Origin of the sequence: Nonomuraea fuscirosea, assembly GCF_035917475.1 — a bacterium.
Lineage (GTDB): Bacteria > Actinomycetota > Actinomycetes > Streptosporangiales > Streptosporangiaceae > Nonomuraea > Nonomuraea fuscirosea.
The window spans coordinates 5,437,662-5,456,939 of sequence record NZ_CP109074.1 but is presented as its reverse complement, the minus strand read 5'-3'; the positions used below and the strand labels follow the sequence as shown (position 1 = coordinate 5,456,939).

General features: G+C 73.4%; 17 protein-coding genes. 14 read left to right on the top strand and 3 right to left on the bottom strand.

The window, feature by feature from the left end:
* Positions 1 to 7 precede the first annotated feature (7 nt).
* From OIE67_RS24955 to OIE67_RS24920, 8 genes are read left to right on the top strand one after another with little or no spacing between them, the layout of a single operon-like run.
* A complete protein-coding gene (locus OIE67_RS24955) occupies positions 8 to 1,507 on the top strand; it encodes an ABC transporter substrate-binding protein (RefSeq protein ID WP_326644299.1) in 1,500 nt (499 codons plus the stop codon).
* Positions 1,504 to 2,442 carry an ABC transporter permease gene (locus OIE67_RS24950; protein ID WP_326644298.1) on the top strand — a complete coding sequence of 313 codons (939 nt, stop codon included), beginning with the start codon at positions 1,504 to 1,506 and terminating at the stop codon, positions 2,440 to 2,442. The genes OIE67_RS24955 and OIE67_RS24950 overlap by 4 nt, the downstream gene beginning before the upstream one ends.
* Positions 2,439 to 3,299 (top strand): ABC transporter permease, encoded by an 861-nt coding sequence (locus tag OIE67_RS24945; protein ID WP_326644296.1) that lies wholly within the window; start codon positions 2,439 to 2,441, stop codon positions 3,297 to 3,299. The genes OIE67_RS24950 and OIE67_RS24945 overlap by 4 nt, the downstream gene beginning before the upstream one ends.
* Positions 3,286 to 4,200, top strand: a complete 915-nt coding sequence (locus OIE67_RS24940; protein WP_326644294.1) for an ABC transporter ATP-binding protein — start codon at positions 3,286 to 3,288, stop codon at positions 4,198 to 4,200. The genes OIE67_RS24945 and OIE67_RS24940 overlap by 14 nt, the downstream gene beginning before the upstream one ends.
* On the top strand, positions 4,169 to 4,981 hold the full coding sequence (locus OIE67_RS24935; RefSeq protein WP_326644292.1) for an ATP-binding cassette domain-containing protein: 813 nt from the start codon (positions 4,169 to 4,171) through the stop codon (positions 4,979 to 4,981). Before OIE67_RS24940 ends, OIE67_RS24935 begins: the two co-directional genes overlap by 32 nt.
* Positions 4,978 to 6,156: a M20 family metallopeptidase gene (locus tag OIE67_RS24930; RefSeq protein WP_326644290.1), complete on the top strand. Its 1,179-nt coding sequence runs from the start codon at positions 4,978 to 4,980 to the stop codon at positions 6,154 to 6,156. Before OIE67_RS24935 ends, OIE67_RS24930 begins: the two co-directional genes overlap by 4 nt.
* Positions 6,156 to 7,214, top strand: coding sequence for a P1 family peptidase (locus OIE67_RS24925; protein ID WP_326644288.1), 1,059 nt, complete (start codon positions 6,156 to 6,158; stop codon positions 7,212 to 7,214). Before OIE67_RS24930 ends, OIE67_RS24925 begins: the two co-directional genes overlap by 1 nt.
* Complete coding sequence (locus OIE67_RS24920; RefSeq protein ID WP_326644286.1) at positions 7,211 to 8,725, top strand: aldehyde dehydrogenase family protein; 1,515 nt, start codon at positions 7,211 to 7,213, stop codon at positions 8,723 to 8,725. Before OIE67_RS24925 ends, OIE67_RS24920 begins: the two co-directional genes overlap by 4 nt.
* A gap of 76 nt (positions 8,726 to 8,801) precedes the next feature.
* On the opposite strand, the gene OIE67_RS24915 is transcribed toward OIE67_RS24920, so the two are convergent.
* A complete protein-coding gene (locus OIE67_RS24915) occupies positions 8,802 to 9,563 on the bottom strand; it encodes an SDR family NAD(P)-dependent oxidoreductase (RefSeq protein ID WP_326644284.1) in 762 nt (253 codons plus the stop codon).
* A gap of 51 nt (positions 9,564 to 9,614) precedes the next feature.
* A complete protein-coding gene (locus OIE67_RS24910; RefSeq protein WP_326644282.1) occupies positions 9,615 to 10,157 on the bottom strand; it encodes a GNAT family N-acetyltransferase in 543 nt (180 codons plus the stop codon).
* A 118-nt stretch (positions 10,158 to 10,275) separates the two neighbouring features.
* On the opposite strand from OIE67_RS24910, the gene OIE67_RS24905 reads away from it, so the two are divergent.
* The 3 genes from OIE67_RS24905 (at position 10,276) to OIE67_RS24895 (ending at position 12,587) form a co-directional block, all read left to right on the top strand.
* Positions 10,276 to 11,112: a MurR/RpiR family transcriptional regulator gene (locus OIE67_RS24905; RefSeq protein ID WP_326644279.1), complete on the top strand. Its 837-nt coding sequence runs from the start codon at positions 10,276 to 10,278 to the stop codon at positions 11,110 to 11,112.
* Between the two features lie 30 nt (positions 11,113 to 11,142).
* A complete protein-coding gene (locus tag OIE67_RS24900; RefSeq protein ID WP_326645460.1) occupies positions 11,143 to 11,982 on the top strand; it encodes an aldo/keto reductase in 840 nt (279 codons plus the stop codon).
* Between the two features lie 86 nt (positions 11,983 to 12,068).
* Positions 12,069 to 12,587 carry a hypothetical protein gene (locus OIE67_RS24895; RefSeq protein WP_326644277.1) on the top strand — a complete coding sequence of 173 codons (519 nt, stop codon included), beginning with the start codon at positions 12,069 to 12,071 and terminating at the stop codon, positions 12,585 to 12,587.
* 29 nt (positions 12,588 to 12,616) lie between these two features.
* Here OIE67_RS24895 and OIE67_RS24890 read toward each other — a convergent pair whose 3' ends face one another.
* Positions 12,617 to 13,345 carry a TetR/AcrR family transcriptional regulator gene (locus OIE67_RS24890; protein ID WP_326644275.1) on the bottom strand — a complete coding sequence of 243 codons (729 nt, stop codon included), beginning with the start codon at positions 13,343 to 13,345 and terminating at the stop codon, positions 12,617 to 12,619.
* 99 nt (positions 13,346 to 13,444) lie between these two features.
* Here OIE67_RS24890 and OIE67_RS24885 point away from each other — a divergent pair, with 99 nt between their 5' ends.
* From OIE67_RS24885 to OIE67_RS24875, 3 genes are all read left to right on the top strand, one after another.
* A complete protein-coding gene (locus tag OIE67_RS24885; protein ID WP_326645458.1) occupies positions 13,445 to 14,398 on the top strand; it encodes an NAD(P)-dependent alcohol dehydrogenase in 954 nt (317 codons plus the stop codon).
* A gap of 185 nt (positions 14,399 to 14,583) precedes the next feature.
* Complete coding sequence (locus tag OIE67_RS24880; protein WP_326644273.1) at positions 14,584 to 18,657, top strand: hypothetical protein; 4,074 nt, start codon at positions 14,584 to 14,586, stop codon at positions 18,655 to 18,657.
* 169 nt (positions 18,658 to 18,826) lie between these two features.
* Positions 18,827 to 19,114: a HesB/IscA family protein gene (locus OIE67_RS24875; RefSeq protein WP_106250866.1), complete on the top strand. Its 288-nt coding sequence runs from the start codon at positions 18,827 to 18,829 to the stop codon at positions 19,112 to 19,114.
* The last annotated feature ends 164 nt before the right edge of the window (positions 19,115 to 19,278 follow it).

The following is a 19,278-nucleotide window of genomic DNA, read 5'->3' as shown; positions in this document are numbered from 1 at the left end:
GTAAGACATGAGGCGAATCGGCATCTGGATCGCCGCCGGCGGTCTCCTGCTGGCCACCGCCGCCTGCGGCGGCGGATCGGGGAACGGGAGCGCCGGCACCGGCGGCACCCCCAAGGCCCAGTCGCTGTCCGTCGGATTCGTGGCCGAGCCGGCGAATCTCGACTTCACCTCGACCGAGGGCGCGGCCATCCCGCAGGCGCTGCTCGTCAACGTCTACGAGGGCCTGGTCAAGCTCGACCAGAACGGCGAGATCGTGCCCCTGCTCGCCGAGAAGTGGGACGTCTCGCCCGACCGCAAGACCTACACGTTCACGCTGCGCAAGAACGTGAAGTTCAGCGGCGGCGCGCCGTTCACCGCCGACGACGTGACGTTCTCCCTCGACCGGGTCAAGTCGGACTGGAAGCTCAAGATCAAGTCGCAGCTCGACGTCATCGACAAGGTCGAGAAGAAGGACGACGCGACCGCCGTCGTCACGCTCAAGCGGCCCAGCAACGGCTTCCTCTACTCGATGGCCACCAGGCTCGGCGCCATGTTCAGCCGCACCGGCGTGGCCGACCTGGCCAACAAGCCCGTCGGCACCGGCCCCTACGTGCTGAGCTCGTGGCGCCGCGGCGACTCCATCCAGCTCGCCGCCAACCCCTCCTACTGGGGCACGAAACCGCCGCTGGGCGCCATCACGCTGAAGTACTTCAAGGACGCCACGGCGATGAACAACGCGCTGCTGACCGGCGGCATCGACGTCATCTCCAGCGTGCAGGCGCCCGAGTCGCTGCAGCAGTTCGCCGACCCCGGCCGGTTCGAGACCGTCGAGGGCACCACGAACGGAGAGGTCGTGCTGTCGATGAACAACGGCCGCCCGCCGTTCGACGACAAGGCCGTACGCCAGGCGGTCAGGCACGCCATCGACCACAAGGCGCTGCTCGACACCGCCTGGGCCGGGCGCGGGCAGCTCATCGGCTCGATGACGGCGCCCACCGACCCCTGGTACGAGGACCGCACCGGCGACTACCCCTACGACCCGGCCAAGGCCAAGCAGCTGCTCGGCGGCAAGACGTACAACGTCAAGATGCGCATCCCCAACCTCCCGTACGCGGTCAACAGCGCCCAGGTCGTCAAGTCGCAGCTGGCCCAGGTGGGGATCAACGCCGAGATCGAGCCGCTGGAGTTCCCGGCCCGCTGGCTGGACCAGGTGTTCACCAAGGGCGACTACGACCTGTCGATCATCAACCACGTCGAACCCCGCGACATGGGGATTTTTGCCGATAAGTCGTACTACTTCCGCTACGACAACCCCGAGTTCGGCAAGCTCCTCGCCGCCGCCGACGAGGGCACCGAGCAGGAGCAGACCGACGACCTCAAGCAGGCCGCCAAGCTCCTGTCCGACGACGCCGCGGCCGACTGGCTCTTCCTCTTCCCCAACCTCATCGTGGCGAAGAAGGGCGTCACCGGGCTGCCGAAGAACGCCATCGCGGAGTCCTTCGACTTCACCGCGCTCGCCAAACAGTGATCCTCTACCTGCTCAAAAGGCTCGCCGTCCTGCTAGCGAGCACCGCCGTGGCCGCGGTGGCGGTGTTCGCGTTCATGGCCGTGCTGCCCGGCGACCCCGCCGAGATCGCGCTCGGCGTCAACGCCACCCCCGACGCGGTGGCCGAGCTGCGCAAGCAGTTCGGCACCGACCGGCCCGCCGTCGCGCAGTTCCTCGACTGGGCCGGCGGCCTGCTCCAGGGCGACTTCGGCACCTCCTACGTGACCAGTTCCCCCATCGGGCCGCAGATCGGCGACCGGCTCGGCGTCACGCTCGTGCTCGTGCTCGGCGGCATGGTGGTGGCGCTGGTGCTGGCGGTGCCGCTGGGCACGTTCGCCGCCGTACGGCACCGCGACCCGCTCGGCGCGGCGATCAGCGCGGCCAGCCAGCTCGGCATCGCCGTCCCGGCCTTCCTGGCCGGCATCCTGCTCGTCTTCGTCTTCGCGGTGCAGGCCCAGGCGCTGCCGTCCGGCGGCTACGTGCCGATCGCGGAGAGCCCGGGTGAGTGGCTGCGCAGCCTGCTGCTGCCCTGGCTGTCGCTCGGGCTCGTCCAGGGCGCGGTGCTCACCCGTTACGTCCGCAGCGCCGTGCTCGACGTCATGCGCGAGGACTACCTGCGCACCGCCCGCGCCAAGGGACGGGGCAGCACCGGCGCGCTGTGGCGGCACGGGCTGCGCAACGCCTCGATCCCCGTCGTCACCGTGCTCGGCCTGCAACTGGCCACCCTGCTGATCGGCGCGGTCGTCGTCGAGCGCGTCTTCGTCATCCCCGGCCTCGGCGACCTGCTGCTCAACGGCGTCGCCGGGCGCGACCTGCTGCTCGTCCAAGGCGTGGTGATGGTCCTGGTGGCCGCCGTACTGCTGATCAACTTCGTGGTGGACGTGACCTACCACCTGCTCGACCCGAGGCTGCGATGAGCCGCCGGACCTCCGCGAAGGCGAACCGCGGCCGGATGAACGCCGGGCTGCTCGCCGGCGGCGCGCTCGTCGCGCTCGTCGTCCTCACGGCGCTGGTCTCGTTCTTCTGGACCCCGCACGACCCCACCCTCGTGGACGCCGCCAACAAGCTGCGCGAACCCGGCGGCGGCTACCTGCTCGGGGCCGACAAGTTCGGCCGCGACACCTTCAGCCAGCTCATGGTCGGCGCCCGCACCACCCTCTACGTCGGCGTCGTCGCGGTCGGCATCGCCGCCGCGCTCGGCGTGCCGCTCGGAATGGCCGCCGGGATGACGCCGCGCGGCTGGCTGTCCGAGCTGATCATGCGGGTCAACGACCTCGTGTTCGCCTTCCCCGCGCTGCTGCTGGCCGTCATGCTCGGCGCCGTGTACGGGGCCGGCACGCTCACCGCGATGATCGCCATCGGCGTCGCCACCGTGCCCGCGTTCGCCCGCGTGGCCCGCGCCGCCACACTCCAGGTCATGGTGACCGACTACATCCTGGCCGCCAGGGCCGCCGGACGCCGCCGCGGCGCCATCGCCCTGCGCCACGTGCTGCCGAACATCGGCTCCATGCTCATCGTGCAGGCGTCGGTGTCGTTCGCGATCGCCATCCTGGCCGAGGCGGCGCTGTCGTTCCTCGGCTTCGGCACCCGCCCGCCGACCCCGTCGTGGGGCCGGATGTTGCAGGAGTCGCAGGAACTGCTCTTCTCCACCCCGCGCCTGGCCCTGTGGCCGGGCATCGCCATCGCCCTCGCGGTGCTGGGCTTCAACCTGCTCGGCGACGGCCTGCGCGACTTCCTCGACCCCAAGCTCAGGAGGATCCGTGCTGAGCGTTGAGGGCCTGACCGTCCGCGCGGACGCCACCGACCTCGTCCACGACGTCTCCTTCGCCATCGCGCCCGGCGAGCGGGTCGGCCTGATCGGCGAGTCCGGGTCGGGCAAGTCGCTGACCGCCCTGTCGCTCATGGGCCTGCTCCCCGAAGGCGTCACCGCCGCCGGCCGGGCCAGGCTCGGCGAGCGCGACCTGGTCGGGGTGCCGGAGAGCCGGATCAAGGGCCTGCGCGGCGACGAGCTGTCCATGGTCTTCCAGGAGCCCATGACCGCGCTCAACCCGCTCATGCGGATCGGTGCCCAGGTCGCCGAGGTCATGACCCTGCACGGCCGCTCCCGCCAGGAGGCCAGGGCGCGCTCGGCCGAGCTGCTCGAACGCGTCCGCCTGCCCGAACCCGCCCAGATCGCCCGCGCGTACCCGCACCAGCTCTCCGGCGGCCAGCGCCAGCGCGTCATGCTGGCCATCGCCCTGGCCAACGAGCCCCGGCTGCTCATCTGCGACGAGCCCACCACCGCGCTCGACGTCACCGTGCAGAAACAGATGCTGGAGCTGATCGCCGAGGTCGCGCCCGCGCTGCTGTTCATCACCCACGACCTCGCCGTCGTCGCCTCCGTCTGCGAGCGGGTCCTGGTCATGTACGGCGGCCGCGTCGTCGAGTCCGGCCCCATCGGCGAGGTCTTCACCCGCCCCCGCCACCGCTACACGCAGGGGCTGCTGGCCGCCTCGAAACTCACCCCGCGCGGCACCCGCCTGCCCGTCATCGAGGGCGGCGTCCCCGCGGCCGGGCGCTTCCCCGGCGGCTGCGTGTTCAGGAACCGCTGCCCGCACACCACCCCCGAGTGCGAGACGCTCCCGGCGCTGACAGGAGACGGCCATGCCTTCGCATGCTGGCACCCAGCAGACTGACGCCCTGATGACAGCGGAGCGGCTCAACCGCGTCTACCACCGCCCCCGCACCTCACTGACCAGGCCGGGCGCCGCCGTCCACGCCCTGCGTGACGTCTCCCTGACCGTGCGGCGCGGCGAACGCCACGGCATCGTCGGCGAGTCGGGGTCGGGCAAGTCCACCCTGCTGCGCCTGCTGTGCGCGCTCGACCAGCCCACCAGCGGCTCCATCCGCTTCGACGGCCAGGAGATCACCGGCCGTCCGGAACGGCGGCTGCGCTTCCTGCGCGAGAACCTGCAGATCGTCTTCCAGGACCCGATGAGCTCGCTCGACCCGCGCATGCGCGTGCGCGACCTCGTCGCCGAGCCGCTGACCGCGCTCGGCCTGCCGGTCGGCGACCGGGTCGCGGAGCTGCTCGACGCGGTCGGCCTGCCCGCCGAGGCGGCCGGCCGCTACCCGCACCAGTTCTCCGGCGGGCAGCGGCAGCGCATCGCCATCGCCCGCGCGCTCGCGCCCCGGCCGAAGGTGCTGGTCGCCGACGAGCCGGTCAGCGCACTGGACGTCTCCGTCCGCGGGCAGATACTCAACCTGCTGGCCGACCTCGTCGACGAGCTGGGGCTCACCCTCGTGTTCGTCTCCCACGACCTGTCCGTGGTGCGGCACGTGTGCGAGACCGTGTCCGTCATGCGCCAAGGGGAGATCGTGGAAGGGGGCCTGGTGGACGACGTCTGGGCCGAGCCCGCCCACCCGTACACGCGGGAGCTGCTGGCGGCCGTACCGACTCTGGAGGGGTTTGCATGATCGACGTCGATGCCGACGGAGTGGTGGAGTTCACCCGGGCGCTGGTGCGCGTGCCCAGCACCAACGACCCCGCGCGCGGGCGCAGCGAGCGGCCCGCCGCCGAACTGGTCGAGGCCAAGATGCGCGAGTGGGGCTGGGAACCGGTCGTGTACGAGGCCGCGCCCGGCCGGCCGAACGTGGTGGCCGTGGTCGAGGGCGGCGGCGGCGACGGGCCGACCCTCATGTTCGAGGGCCACACCGACGTGGTGACCGAGGGCGACCTGTCCGCCTGGACCGTGGACCCGTTCGGCGGGGAGATCCGCGACGGCAGGCTGTGGGGGCGGGGCAGCGCCGACATGAAGTCCGGCCTGGCCGCCACCCTCTACGCCACCCGCGCGCTCCAGCTCGCTGGACCGTTCCCCGGTCGGATCAAGGTGTGCGCGCTGGCCGACGAGGAGGGCCTGATGATCGGCGCCCACCACTTCGTCTCCTCCGGCCTGACCGCCGGCGTCGACGGCGCCATCGTGGCCGAGCCCGAGGCGGGCGAGATCTGCGCCGTCGCCAAGGGCGCGCTGCGGCTGCGGGTGGACCTGACCGGCAAGATGGCGCACGGCGCGATGCCCCAGCACGGCCGCAACCCCATCCAGGCCGCCGGATCGCTGCTGGTCGCGCTGCGTACGCTGCAGGAGGAGCTGCAGGCCCGCCATCCCGCGCACGAGCACCTCGGCGAGGTGTACGTGACCCCGACCGTGCTGCGGGCCGGCACCGAGGAGCAGGTCAACGTCATCCCCGCGGTCGCCTCGGTCTTCGTGGACGTGCGCACCATCCCCGGCGCCGAGCACAAGGAGATCGCCGACCGGGTGGCCGCGCTGGCCGGCGGCGACGGCGTCACCGCCGAGGTGTCCGTGCTGGTGGACCGGCCGCCGGTGGACGTCCCCGTGACCGACCCGGTCGTGGCCGCGCTGGCCGCCGCCCACCGGACGGTGACAGGGGAGGAGCCGGTGTACGGCGGCGTGCCCGGCTCGACCGACGGGACCGTGCTGACGCACTGGGGCGGCATCCCGTCCGTCGTGTACGGGCCCGGCGGCAAGTGGATCGCGCACCAGGCGGACGAGTACGTGGAGATCGACGAGATCGTGCGCTGCACCCGGGTGTTCGCCGAGGCGGCCCGCCGCTTCCTGACCGGCGACCACTGATGCGGGCCGGGCCGACGAACTCCCTGATCGACGTCGCGGGGCTCCGGGTGGGGCACGCGCACCGGGTCGGCGGCGGCTACCGCACCGGCACCACCGTCGTCCTCGCGCCCTCCGACGGGGCCGTCGCGGGCGTGGACGTGCGCGGGGCCGCCCCGGGGACGCGGGAGACCGAACTGCTCGACCCGCGCAACCTGGTGGAACGGGTGCACGCGGTGGTGCTGTCGGGCGGCAGCTCGTTCGGGCTGGGGGCGGCCTGCGGGGTGATGGACCGGCTCGCGGACGCGGGGGCGGGGTATCCGGTGGCGGCGGGCGCGGTCCCGATCGTCCCCGCCGCCGTCATCTTCGACCTGGGCCGCGGCGGCGCCTTCCGCGCCACCCCCGACGCCGACCTGGGCGCCGCCGCCTACGACGCCGCCTGCGGCTCTCGTGCCCCTGGCGCGCCCGATGCCGGGACGTCGTTCTCCCAAGGGACGGCGCCCGCGGCGGCGAGCGGGTCCGTCGGGGCCGGGACCGGGGCGGTGGCGGGCGGGCTGGCCGGAGGCGTGGGGACGGCGAGCGTCGTCCTGCCCGACGGCACGACCGTGGCCGCGCTGGCCGTCGTCAACCCCGCCGGCTCGGTCCTGGACCCCCGGGACGCCACCCTGGCCGGCGTCAGGTACGGGCTGCCGGGCGAGTTCGGCCATCTCCGGCCGCCCGACGCGCGCGAGGCGGAGGCGTGGCGGCCCGAGAAGGCGCCCGCCTTCAACACCACGATCGGCGTCGCCGCCACCGACCTGACCCTCACCAAGGCCCAGTGCGGCAAGCTCGCCGCGGTCGCGCACGACGGCCTGGCCAGGGCGATCAGGCCGGCCCACACCATGACCGACGGCGACACCATCTTCGGCCTGGCCACCTGCGCCCGTCCCGTCCCCGGCCACGACGCCTTCCAGGACGTCCTGGCGGTGGCGGCGGACGTGTTCAGCCGGGCCGTCGCGCACGCCGTCCTGGCCGCCACCGGCCGCGAGGGCGCGCCCGCGTACCTCGACGTGTTCCCGAGCGCCCTGCGGAGACGGCCATGACCACAGACCGGCCCGGCCCCGACGAGAAGACCACCACCCACGGGAACGCCGCCCGCGAGAGCGCCACCCACGAGCCATTGGAGGCCGCCATGAAACAGAACTGGCCCGGCGGGCTGCCCGTCGGCGGGGGATGGGTGGAGACCGCCGCCACCACCGACGTGATCTTCCCCTACGACGGCTCCACGGTGGCCGCCGCCCCGCTCGGCACGCCCGAGCACGCGCGGCAGGCCCTCGACGAGGCGCTCGCCGCCGCCCCCGCCATGGCCGCCCTGCCCTCGCACGCCCGCCGCACCGCCCTCATGGCCGCGCACGACGCCGTCGCGGCCGGCCGGGAGGAGTTCGAGCGGCTGCTGGTGCTCGAAACCGGCAAACCGCTGGTGGACTGCCGGGTCGAGGTGGCCAGGACGCTCGTCACGCTCGCCACGGCCGCCGAGGAGGTGGCCCGGCTGCACGGCGAGACCGTCCCGCTGGACCTGCTGCCCGCCGGCGAGGGCCTGATCGGCTTCTGGACGCGGCGGCCCGCCGGCGTGGTCGTCGGCATCACCGGCTTCAACTACCCGCTTCTCCTGGCCGCGCACAAGATCGCCCCGGCCGTCGCCGCCGGCTGCCCCGTGATCGTCAAGCCGGCCCCGGCCACCCCGCTGGCCACCCTCTGGCTGGTGCACCTGCTGCGCTCGTCCGGCGTCCTGCCGCCGGCCGCCGTCCAGCTCGTCACCGGCGACGTCGAGGTCGGCCGGACGCTCGTCGAGGACCGGCGGATCGGCGCCGTCTCCTTCACCGGCTCGGCCGCCGCCGGCCACGCCATCGCCCGCTCCGCCGCCCCGACCAAGGTGCTGCTGGAGCTCGGCTCGAACGCGGCCCTCATCGTGGCCGCGGACGCCGACCTTGAGGCCGCCGCCGACGCCGTCGTGCGCGGCGGCTACTACGCCTCGGGCCAGGCGTGCATCGCGGTGCAGCGGGTGCTGGTCGAGGAGCCCGTACGCGAGGAGTTCCTGTCCCTGCTGGCCGACCGCGTCAAGGGCGTGACGACCGGCGACCCGCGCCTGCCCGGGACCCGCGTGGCGCCGCTCATCGACGAGGCCGCCACCGACCGCGTCCTCGCCTGGATCGAGGAGTCCGGGGCCGAGGTGGTCACCGGCGGGCACCGCGACGGCCGGGCCATCGCGCCGACCGTCCTGTCCGGCGTGCCGGACGGGGCCGCCGCCTGGGACGAGGAGATCTTCGGTCCCGTCGTGTGCGTGCGCCCGGTGCCCGGCCTCGACGCCGCCTTCGCCGCGGTCAACCGCTCCCGGTACGGCCTGCACGCCTCCGTCTTCACCCGCTCGCTGGCCACGGCGTTCGCGGCGATCGAACGCATCGACGCCGGGGGCGTGGTGGTGAACGAGGTGCCGGGCTTCAGGGCCGACAACATGCCGTACGGGGGCGTCAAGGACTCGGGCATCGGCCGCGAGGGCCCCAGGTTCGCCATCGAGGAACTCACCGTCACCAAGATGGCCATCATCCGCCCCTGACCCCCGCCCGGCCGGAAGGTGGCCGGTGGGGGCGGGCGGCGGCCGGGCACGCCCCAGGAGGCGGTCAGACCTGGGGTCAGTTCGGTGGGTCGAAGCGGCCGTCCACGGCCGTCCAGCCGCCGTCCACGTACAGGACGGAGCCGGTGACGAAGCTGGCCGCCTCGCTCGCCAGGTAGACCACCGCGCCGGCCATCTCGTCCGCCCTGGCCCACCGGCCGAGAGGGGACTTGGCCGAGTACGCCTCGTACCAACCGGCATCGTCCTGGATCTGCCGGGTCAGCGGCGTCTCCACCACACCCGGCGCGATGGCGTTGACCCGGACCCCGTGCGGCCCGAACTCGGCCGCGGCCGTGCGCAGCAGCTGCACCAGCCCGGCCTTCGTGGCCGAGTAGACGCTCTGGCCCGGCTCGGTGACCGAGGCCCGGATCGAGGCGAAGCCAATGATCGATCCGCGTCCCCGCTCGACCATGCCCGCCCCGAACGCGCGCACCACGTCGAACGAGGCCCGCAGGTTCAGCGCCACCACCCGGTCGAACTCCTCGCCGGTGTAGTCGAGCAGCCGCTTGCGCACGTTCGTGGCCGCCGTGAACACGAGCACGTCGGCCGGCTGCTCCGCGGCGAGCTCGCGCACCGCCTCGGCGTCCAGCACGTCGACCAGGCGGGCGTCCCCGCCGCAGCCGTCGGCGGTCTCCCTGGCGGCCTCCAGGTTCCGGTCCGCGCACACCACGGAGGCGCCGTGGGCGGCCAGCGCCAGCGCGGACTCCCTGCCGATCCCGCTTCCCGCCCCGATCACCACGGCCCGCCGCCCATCCAGGCGGAACAGCGCGTCATATCCCATACGAGGCACCCTAGCGACTGGTCCGACCAGTGCACCAGGTTGGGCCGCCGATCAGCTGCGCGCGGCCTCCCATGCGGAGCGCAGCAGCTCGTACTCCACCTCGCCCTGCTCCGAGCCCTCGATCGGGTCGGGCCAGTCGATCTGGAACGTGCGCGCGAAGCGCAGCCCGCACTTCTCCATCACCCGCCGCGACCCGAGGTTGACCGCCATCGTCTGGGCGAACACCCGTCCGGCGCCCAGCTCGGCGAACGCCTTATCGATCAACGCGACCGATCCCTCGGTCGCGAACCCCCGCCCCCAGGCCTCCTTGCGCAGCCGGTAGCCCAGTTCGAGCTCGTCCGGCGGCCGGCCCTCGACCGTCCGCAGGTGGAACCAGCCTAGGAACCGGCCCGCCGGCTTCTCCAGGGCGGCGAAGAACCCGCCGGCGATGAGGCGCGGCAGGACGCGCTCGTCGATCACCTCCCGCGGCGTCGGCGCGCCGCCGTTGAGGTAGCGCATGACGTCGGGGTCGTTGTCCAGGGCGAACAGGTCGTCGGCGTCGGACTCGGTGAAACGGCGCAGAATCAGCCGCTCGGTCTCCAGATACACGTGCACCGGCGGCACGTTAGCCCAGGCGGCGGGCACATTCGAACGCTTTTCCGCCGCCGGGGGCCACGATCAGCCGCCAGTCCCCTTCCGTCGGCGGAATTCCGTTCGCTGCTAGCCTCCATCTGTGGAACAGGATTCGCTCGACGCCCGCGTCCGTGCCCGCCTCGCCGGGCTGCACGACGCCGAGGCCAGGGTCGCGCAGGTCGTGCTCGACCAGGGAGCCGGGCTCGTCCACCTGAGCGTGAGCGACGTCGCCGGCCAGGCCGGCACCTCCGCCTCCACCGTCGTGCGCGCGTGCCGGCGGCTGGGGTTCGGCGGCTACCAGGAGCTGAAGATCGCCGCCGCCAGGCAGGCGCCGGGCGAGGCCGAGCCGGAGGACGAGCCCGACCCGGTGGCCCGTGTGCTCGCCGCCACCGTCAGGGCGGCGCGCGAGGCGCTCGGCGGGCTCGGCTCCACGCTGTCGCGCACCGGCCTGCGCGAGTCCGCCGAAGCGCTCGGCCGGGCCTCACGGGTGCTGATCGCCGGCACCGGGCTGTCGGGCGCGACCGCCACCGACGCCGCGTACCGGCTGCGGGCCCTCGGCCTGCCGGTGGACCTGCCGCCCGACCCGCTCACCGCGCACCTGGCGGCCGGCCTGCTGCCCGGCTCCTCGGTCTGCCTGGCGATCAGCCACAGCGGCGCCACCCGCTCCACCGTGGACACCGCCCGCCGCGCCCGTGCCGCCGGGGCGCGGGTGGTGGCGATCACCAGCTACGCCCGCTCCCCGCTGACCGAGCTGAGCACCTGGGCGCTCGTCGGCGGCGGGCAGGACCTCGTCTTCGGCATGGAGGCCGTCGCCAGCCGCCTGGCCCACCTCACCATCGTCGACACGCTGTCCATGCTCGTGCTCGAACGGGGCGGGCGGCGGGCCCGGCGGGCGGTGTCCGCCTCCGCCGAGGTCACGGCCAGTCACAGCTACTAAGGGGGAACGGTGACCGATCAGGAGTTCACCATGGGAGGCGAGCTGCGGGTGCGGCGGCTCGGGTACGGCACCGGGCAGCTCACCGGGCCCGGATACTGGGGGCCCAGGATGGAGCCGGCCGAGGCGGTGGCCGTGCTGCGCCGCGCCGTGGAGCGCGGGGTCACCCTCGTCGACACGGCCGACAACTACGGGCCGTCGCTGGCGGAGGAGCTGGTGGCCAGGGCGCTGCACCCGTACCGGGAGGGCGTGGTGGTGGCGACCAAGGGCGGCGTCGTCCGTACGGGGCCGAACGTCTGGCACGTCGACGGGCGGCCGGAACGGCTGCGCGCCATGTGCGAGGCGAGCCTGCGCCGCCTGCGCACCGAGACCGTCGACCTGTACCAGCTGCACCGGCTCGACCCCGCGGTGCCGCCGGCCGACCAGCTCGGCACGCTGGCCGAGCTGCGGCGGGAGGGCAAGATCCGGCACATCGGGCTGGACACGGTCACGGCGGATGAGCTGGAGCGGGCGCTGGAGATCACCGAGATCGCCTCCGTCCAGAACCGCTACAACGTGCTCGACCGGGAGTCCGAGCCGGTGCTGCGGCTGTGCGAGGAACGCGGGCTGGCCTTCCTGCCGTGGTTCCCCCTGGGCAACGGCTCCCTGACCGCCCGCGACGCGGCACCGGAGGGGACGGCGGTGCTGCGGGAGGTGGCGCGGCGGCACGGGGCGAGTGCGGGGCAGGTGGCGCTGGCCTGGCTGCTGCACGTCTCACCCGTCACCCTGCCGACGCCCGGCACGGGGTCGCTCGCCCACCTGGAGGAGAACCTGGGCGCGGCCCGGCTGGAGCTCACCCCCGGCGACCTGTCCGCCCTGGACCGCCTCCACTGAGCGCCCGGCCCTTCCCGGGTACGACCGTCCCGCAGAGCTTGTAAGGCGGCTTGCACAATTTCTGTAAGGTGGCTTACGATCTAGCGATGATCAACTCGGATCGGCCCCCGTACGAGGACCTGGAGGCGCGCTTCGGCGCCCCCGTCGGCGTGGAGGAGGCCCGCGGCCGGTGGGGCTCGCTCGTGGACGCCGCCACCAACGGCGCGACCGTGCTCATCACCCGCGAACGCTGGGAGTGGGCCGCGCTGGTCCCGCTGTCGCACCTGTCCGGGCTGCTCAGCGGACTGCCGGTGCTGTCGCTGTCGGCCGCCCGGTCCAAGCTGGGCGAGCTGGTCCGCCAGGCCGTCGGGCCGCACGACGAGCCCGTGCTGCTGACCCGCCACCGCACCCCCGTCGTCGCGCTGGTCGCGGCCCGGCGCCTGCTCGGCACGGCCGGCGCCCGGCCGCCGGTGGCCGAGCGGCTGCTGGCCGCGGACGCCACGATCACCCTGGCCCGCGACGCCCGCGACGGGATCACCGCCATCGCCCGCGACCGCGACGGCAACGTGCTCGCGGCCGGCTCCGGCGACGGCATCGCCCAGGCCCTGCGGTCGCTGGGCGACTGACCGCTCCGTCCCGCGAAGCGGTGGGGGAGTCAGCGGGGTGCCACCGGGTGCAGGTGGCCGAGATCGAGCGGGGGCGGGGGCGGCAAGGGGGCGGTGTGCCCGGCCTCGAAGGACTGCAGCAGGTAGGCCACCAGCCTGCGCGAAGAAGCCGCCGCGGCCTCGCCGGCGTCGGCGGTGACACCGCAGACGGCCTTGAGCAGCAGCACCAGATCGGCCGGGTCGAAGTCGGCCCGCAGCCGCCCGGCCTCCTTGGCCCGCCGTACCAGCTCGGCGAAGCGCCGTTCCGCGTGCGCCCGCGTGTGCTCGTAGCCGGTCGCGGCGGGGAACGCCGTCATGAACGCCGTGGCGAACCCCCGGTCGGCGAGCTGCATCGCGCAGATCTTCTCGATCGCCGTGGTGAAGCCCCGCCACGGGTCGGGGTCGGCGAACGCGTCGTCCACGGTGGACGCGCAGGCCGTGAGCTGGTCGGCGAAGACCTCGACGACCAGCGACTCGCGTGAGGGGAAGCGCCGGTAGAGCGTCGCCACGCCGACGCCCGCGCGCCGCGCGATGGCCGCCATCGGCACGTCCAGCCCGCGCGTGGCGAACGCCTCCCGCGCCGCACCGAGGATCCGCTCGCGGTTGTGCCGCGCGTCGGCCCGCAGGTCGGGGCCCGGCCCGTCCTGGGGAGGCACCCGCAGATCGGCGTGTACGGCCGCGCGCAGTTCGGCCCGATCCGTGCCACGTTCGAGCTCTATCCGAGAGGGATGACCAGGCATGTTTCTCACATTAGCCTAAGTGGAGCACCCCGTCCGTTTGCCGCGTTAGCGTCACTGATGACGATTCCGGCAGAGGGGACAAGAAGGACAATGGACGAGATGCGCGCGGCCCTCTACGACAGGTACGGCCCCCCTGAGGTGCTCTACGAGGGCAGGCGCCCCATGCCGTCACCCGCGCCCGGCGAAGTGCTCGTCAAGGTGCACGCCACCAGCGTGAACGGCGGTGAGCTGCACGGCCGCGCGGGCCGGCTGCGGATGCTGACGGACCTGATGCAGCGCGGCTTCCCCAAGCTCGTGGGCATCGACTTCGCCGGGAAGGTCGTCGCGGTGCGCTCGAAACAGCCGGGCCCCGCCGTGGGCGACCGGGTCTGGGGCGCGCTGTCGCGCACCTTCGGCAGCACGGCCGAGTACGTGGCCGTACGCCCGCGCCAGCTCTCCCTCGCCCCGGCCGGCATGGACCTGGTCGAGGCGGCGGCCCTGCCCGTGGGCACGACCGCGGTCACGGCGCTGCGCGACAAGGCCAGGCTGCGTCCGGGTGAGCGGCTGCTGGTGATCGGCGGGGCCGGCGGCGTCGGGAACGTCGCGGTCCAGCTGGGCAAGCACCTCGGCGCCCACGTCACCGCGCTGGCTTCGGCCGGGACGCTGGACTTCGTCCGCGGGATCGGCGCGGACGAGGCCCACGACTACGCGGTCACCGGCCCGGCCGATCTGGGCCCGTTCGACGTCGTGCTGGACACCAGGGGTGTGGCGCAGGAGCCCTTCCGCCGCCTGCTGACCCCGGGCGGGCGCATGGTGGCGATCGCCTTCGACCTCGGCCGGCCCGTGGTGTCGCTGTCGTACGTGCTGGCCTCCGCCGTGTTCGGCCCCCGGCGGGTGCGCTTCTTCAGCGGCGACCCCACCCACCGCGACTTCGCCGATCTGACCAGTTATGTGGAAAAGGGCGCGATCCGTCCGCTTGTGCACGCGGTGTACCCGCTCTCCGATATCGCCGGCGCGCACCGGGCGCTGGAGGCCGGGGGAGTGCGCGGGAAGATCGTCGTCCGCATCGCCTGACCCACCGCTCCTCCGGACTTGGCCAAACTTCCCGAAAAACGCCCGACCTGCGGCGAAACCTCCCATCCCCCAGAAAATTGGAGTTCCATGTCGAGAGCAGTTTGACGGAAAGTGAGGAAGTATGGTCGTCTCGTGACCTATGTTTCTGATGGGATGAATTAACCAGGTCCGGGGGAGAACGCTACATGCCGCACGCCCTCCTGCGCGTGCTCGCTTCGACGACGATTGCCGGCGCCGCCCTCGTGGCTCTGCCGCCGGTCGGAGCGCAGGCCGGGCCCGTACCGGCACATACTCAGCCTGTACGGGCGCAGGCCGCGGCCGCCCAGAAGGTGCGGCCCGTGCCCGCGGTACGGGAGCCGGCCCCCGCCGTCGTCACCGTGCCGCGGCAGAACTCGCTCGCGCTGCGCCCCGTCGCGAACGGCGCGGCCGGCCAGAACGGCACGGTCGGCCCCGCCACGCCCGAGGTGACCACGCCGGCCGGTCCGGGGCTCGTCAACGAGATCACCGCGGCCGCCGTCGCCGTCCAGGAAGGGCAGGGGCTCGGCAGGCAGACGCCGAAGCCCGGCGACATGCTGCCGGACACCTCCCAGGCCGCGACGCTGGGGCTGAGCAAACCCCTGGCCGCGATCGCCAAGTCGTTCGAGCCGCTCGGGCAGGCCGTGCCCGGGCTGACCTACCGGCTCTGCGTCGAGAGCGAGACGGTGCCCGTCTCCTGCTCGATCAGGCAGCCGGTCGGCCTGCCGGTGGCCGCCGACGTGACCGGCGACGGCAAGCCCGACCTGGCCGCCGACCTGGTGCCCACCGCAGATCCCGGCGGAGGCTCGGTCGGGCTGCGGTTCGCCGTCAGGCGGCTCGGCGAGGAGAACCTGAAGGCGCAGGTCTGGGCCGAGTACGACGGCAAGGTCTCGGTCGGGTTCGACGGCCTGCGCCGCGGCACGTCGCTGTCGGCCTCCGACAAGGGCACGTTCACGGTGGACTCGACCGGCAAGCGGGTCAAGGCCGTCGTCGAGCGCAAGGAGCCGGGGCAGTCCGCGGCCATGGTCGCCGGCCTGACCGGCCGCAGCGCCGTGAGCATGCGCCAGACCCCGGCCACCACCCGGCTCACCGTGAACGCCGCCCTCGACACGCGCGCCCTCGACGTCGCCGCCTCCGCGCCCGCCAAGCTGGAGGCGGTCGCTTTGCGCGGCGGCCGCCTCACCCACGCCGTGCTCGACCGCATGGGCACCAGCGCGAAGGTGCGCCTGGCGCACGGCGAGGTCCGCTTCGCCAGCCCGACCGCCATCGCCCACGCCCGGGTCGACGACCTCGACTACCGCGACGGTCAGCTGAACCGGGTGACGCGGGCCGAGCTCGAGCGCGTCCCGCGCACCTTCACCGCGAAGTACGTCGCCGGAGGCGGCAAGCAGAGCCTGGCCGTCGCGGCGGGCGCGGGTCGCGCGGGCGCCGGCGCGGCGAGCATGCTCTTCTACGACCGGGCCGCCGCCAAGACCGTGCTCAAGGCGGAGCTGAGCGAGCTGCCCGCCAGGGTGAGCCTGGTCAACGACCCCGAGCGGCACCAGATCACCCAGTCGTCCAGCTCGCCCATCGGCAGGTTCGCCGCCGTGCTGCAGCGCAACGGGGGCGCCGTCGCCACCCCGCGCGGCGGCCACGTCACCATGATCAAGGACGGCTCCGCCATCGGCGTGTCGGGGCTGGTGTCCGGGCTGTCCGGGTTCGACGTCACGTACGGGGCCGCGCCGCACGCCCATCTGAAGACGGACTCCAGCGGGCGCTCGTTCGTCGGCGCGGCCGTCATCGACCGCACCCACGTGGCCGGCCTGGAGATCAGCAACACGCCCGGGGACGTGGACGTGACGCTCGACCCGTCCGCCAGGAAGGCGGCCTACCAGGCCAGCGGCACGATCAAGCGGGTGCGGGCCACGTACACGAACCTCAAGTCGGGCCCCACCATCGACGGCACCCTGCTCGGCGTGCGCGACGACGTGAAGGCGTCGTGGGAGCTGGGGGAGCGTGCGACGGTCAAGGTCAGCACGTCCGCAAAGCTCGCCGAGATGGCGATTTATGCCAATAAAGCGCACGTGACGCGGGTGGGCGGCGAGGACCTGACCGCCACCGTCGAAGGCGTGCGCAAGCGCGCCGAACTCGTCGCCGACACCAAGGCCAGGACCCTGACCTGGACCTCCGACGCCCCCGTCGCCAAGGTGTCGGCGCTGGCCCGGGTCAAGCTGGGCGACCGGTACGCCAGGGCCGCCGCCGAGGTCACCGGCGTGCCCGCCAGGTTCGACGCCTCCTGGGACCCCGCCGGCTACCGCTTCCGCGGCCTGTCGGGGCCGGTCAAGACGGCCGAGCTGGCGTTCACCAACCACGACGGCGCCAAGTCGCCGACCGGGCCGCACCTGGCGGCCCACTACGACCAGGGCACGGGCGACCTCGACGCCAGCGTCCTGGTCAACGGGCTCTCGCACGTCGAGTTCAGCCCGGCCGCGCAGGGGTTCAGCGCCGACTTCCGCTCGGCCAAGCAGATCATCGCCGTGGACGCCGACGTCGTCCGGGGCGACGACCGCTTCGGCCTGCTCGGCACGGTCGGTCCCGTACCCGGACGCCTGTCCGTCACCTCGGCCGACGGCAAGCTCTCCTACGCGGGCTCGCGCCTGGACGTCCGCGCCCGCGCCTGGCTCGGCAAGAAGGCCGCGCTCGCCCGCATGCAGGCCGCGCCCGCCGTGCCCGGCGGCGTGTCGCTGGTGGACGGCGGCTGCGCCGCCGGATCGCCCGGCTGCGCGCAGGGCCCCTTCTGCCTGGCCCAGCGCGGCTGCTTCGGCCTGCAGGGGTACGTGGACGTGACCGGCCTGCCCGACCAGGTCACGGTGGACCTCACCGGCCGCACGCTGGCGTTCTCCGGATTCCGGCCCAAGCGGCCCGACCTCGGCGTCTACCTGTCCAGCAGCGTCCTGTCGCCTGTGCCGATCAAGGCCAGGGCCACCCTGACCGGGCTGCCGGCCGAGATCACCTCGATGGCGATCGGGCCGTTCGGGGTGGGGCGGGGCAACACCGTGCAGGCCGCGTACCGGATCGAGCCGCCCGCCACGCTCGGCTCCCTCGACCTGCACGCCGAGGCGGCCGGGCTGCGCGGCCACGTCGCCGTCGACCCGGTGCCCGCGCAGGTGGCACTTCAAGGCGCCTACGGGGCCAAGACCCGGATCCGCGTCAGCAACTCCGCCGCCGTCAAGCACCTCACCGCCAAGGTCACCCTGCCCGGCAAGGGCACCGGCGAACTGCGCTTCGGCGACGTGCCCGCCGTCTTCGGCGTGGACGCCGACGCCTCGTCCGCCGCTCTGAAGGTGCCGGCCGTCACGTACAAGGCGGAGGGCGGCGCCAGCACGCTCGACGGCTACTTCGGCGTCGAGGGCGGCCTGGTGGACCCGTCGGGGCGGCTGGGCGACGTGGCGTTCGCGGTCAAGGACCTGGCCGCCGACACCACGGTCAGGCTCAACCCCGACCACACCCTCGACCTGGTCTCCAGGCCCGTCCCCACGGGCCGCATCACACTGCGCGCCGGGCTCACCATGGACCCGGTCGCCCCGCAGGGCATCGCGGTGAGCAAGGAGGTCCCGTACACCAAGGGCTTCCTCACCTACCACGTCGGCGGGCGGTTCGGGCTCGCCAAGAGCTCGATCGAGGACGTCGCGGTGAGCATCAGGCGCGTGTCATGGCTGCGCATCAGGCCGGGCAAGGTGCCCTTCGGGGTGAAGGCGCCCGCGGCCGTCGGCTACCTCGCCCCCGGCTTCGAGGGGAACTACGGCACCGTCACGATCTCCGCCAAGGGCGTCAACCTGCGGCCCGACGTCAAACTCGACGTCAAGCTGAGCAGAGAGGTCGGCGACGACGTCTTCCGCGAAGCCGTCCGGATCGGCCCCGCCACCTCGCTCGCCCTGCGCCGCTACGACCAGCGCATGCGCAGGATCGGGGCCAAGCAGGAGATCAAGGCGGCCGGGATCAGCCTGGCCTGCGTGACCGTGGACGCCAAACCCGGCTTCGCGGCCGGCACCGGCGGCAACACGATCACGCTGCGCGGCGCTGACGGGCCCCAGATGGTCTCCCTGCTGGATCCGGGCGGGCAGGTGCCCGACTACGCGGTGGACCTGCTGACGCACTTCATGAGCCCGTTCCCGGGGTCGGAGTGGAAGGTGGCGGGCACCAAGGCCGGCTCCTGCGGCCCCGGCGCCGACTCCAAGACCGGCAGCAGGTCCGACGCCCGGTAGCTCGCACAGTCCTCTTCCGCATGCCGCGGTCCCGTGAGACGGGACCGCGGCATCGCTCCGCGCCGCGACACGGAACAGTTGGAAAAGAATTTAGTCAAGAAGGGTTAGGGCGCCGAGTCGAGGGAAGGGCAGGCAACTTCAAGAACGTCGAACGTGAGGAGGAGCCGTAGTGCTCACCCTGACCGAAAACGCCGCCCAGGCGATCCGTGACCTGACCGCGACCGCGCCCGAGCCCTCTCAGAGCGGGATCCGCATCTCGTCGCAGGGAGAGGGCGCGAGTTCGCTCACCCTGACCCTGGCCACCGCCCCGGAACCGGCCGACGCGGTGGTCGAGACGGGAGGCGCGCGGGTCTACCTCGACCCTGTGGCGGCGACCGTACTGGACGACAAGGCCCTCGACGCGGGAGCCGACGACCAGGGGAGCGTCTCCTTCCTGGTGACCGAGCAGACCGCCTGACGCGGCTCCCGCCGTGCCGCGGCCCACGGGGGCTGTGGCACGGCGGGGACTCCGCTAAGCCGCCGGGCAGAAGTCTGGCGGAGACTCTGCTCAGCCGCCGGGCAGAAGTCCGGCGGGGACTCCGCTCAGCCGCCGGGCAGGAGGTCGAGCGGGGGAGCCGGCCG

What these genes read in the sequence shown, in the direction of transcription:
- OIE67_RS24955 (WP_326644299.1), top strand. Translation starts at nt 8, where the DNA reads ATGAGGCGAATCGGCATCTGGATCGCCGCCGGCGGTCTCCTGCTGGCC.
- OIE67_RS24945 (WP_326644296.1), top strand. Translation starts at nt 2,439, where the DNA reads ATGAGCCGCCGGACCTCCGCGAAGGCGAACCGCGGCCGGATGAACGCC.
- OIE67_RS24935 (WP_326644292.1), top strand. Translation starts at nt 4,169, where the DNA reads ATGCCTTCGCATGCTGGCACCCAGCAGACTGACGCCCTGATGACAGCG.
- OIE67_RS24930 (WP_326644290.1), top strand. Translation starts at nt 4,978, where the DNA reads ATGATCGACGTCGATGCCGACGGAGTGGTGGAGTTCACCCGGGCGCTG.
- OIE67_RS24925 (WP_326644288.1), top strand. Translation starts at nt 6,156, where the DNA reads ATGCGGGCCGGGCCGACGAACTCCCTGATCGACGTCGCGGGGCTCCGG.
- OIE67_RS24920 (WP_326644286.1), top strand. Translation starts at nt 7,211, where the DNA reads ATGACCACAGACCGGCCCGGCCCCGACGAGAAGACCACCACCCACGGG.
- OIE67_RS24915 (WP_326644284.1), bottom strand. Translation starts at nt 9,563, where the DNA reads ATGGGATATGACGCGCTGTTCCGCCTGGATGGGCGGCGGGCCGTGGTG.
- OIE67_RS24900 (WP_326645460.1), top strand. Translation starts at nt 11,143, where the DNA reads ATGGGAGGCGAGCTGCGGGTGCGGCGGCTCGGGTACGGCACCGGGCAG.
- OIE67_RS24895 (WP_326644277.1), top strand. Translation starts at nt 12,069, where the DNA reads ATGATCAACTCGGATCGGCCCCCGTACGAGGACCTGGAGGCGCGCTTC.
- OIE67_RS24890 (WP_326644275.1), bottom strand. Translation starts at nt 13,345, where the DNA reads ATGCCTGGTCATCCCTCTCGGATAGAGCTCGAACGTGGCACGGATCGG.
- OIE67_RS24885 (WP_326645458.1), top strand. Translation starts at nt 13,445, where the DNA reads ATGCGCGCGGCCCTCTACGACAGGTACGGCCCCCCTGAGGTGCTCTAC.
- OIE67_RS24880 (WP_326644273.1), top strand. Translation starts at nt 14,584, where the DNA reads ATGCCGCACGCCCTCCTGCGCGTGCTCGCTTCGACGACGATTGCCGGC.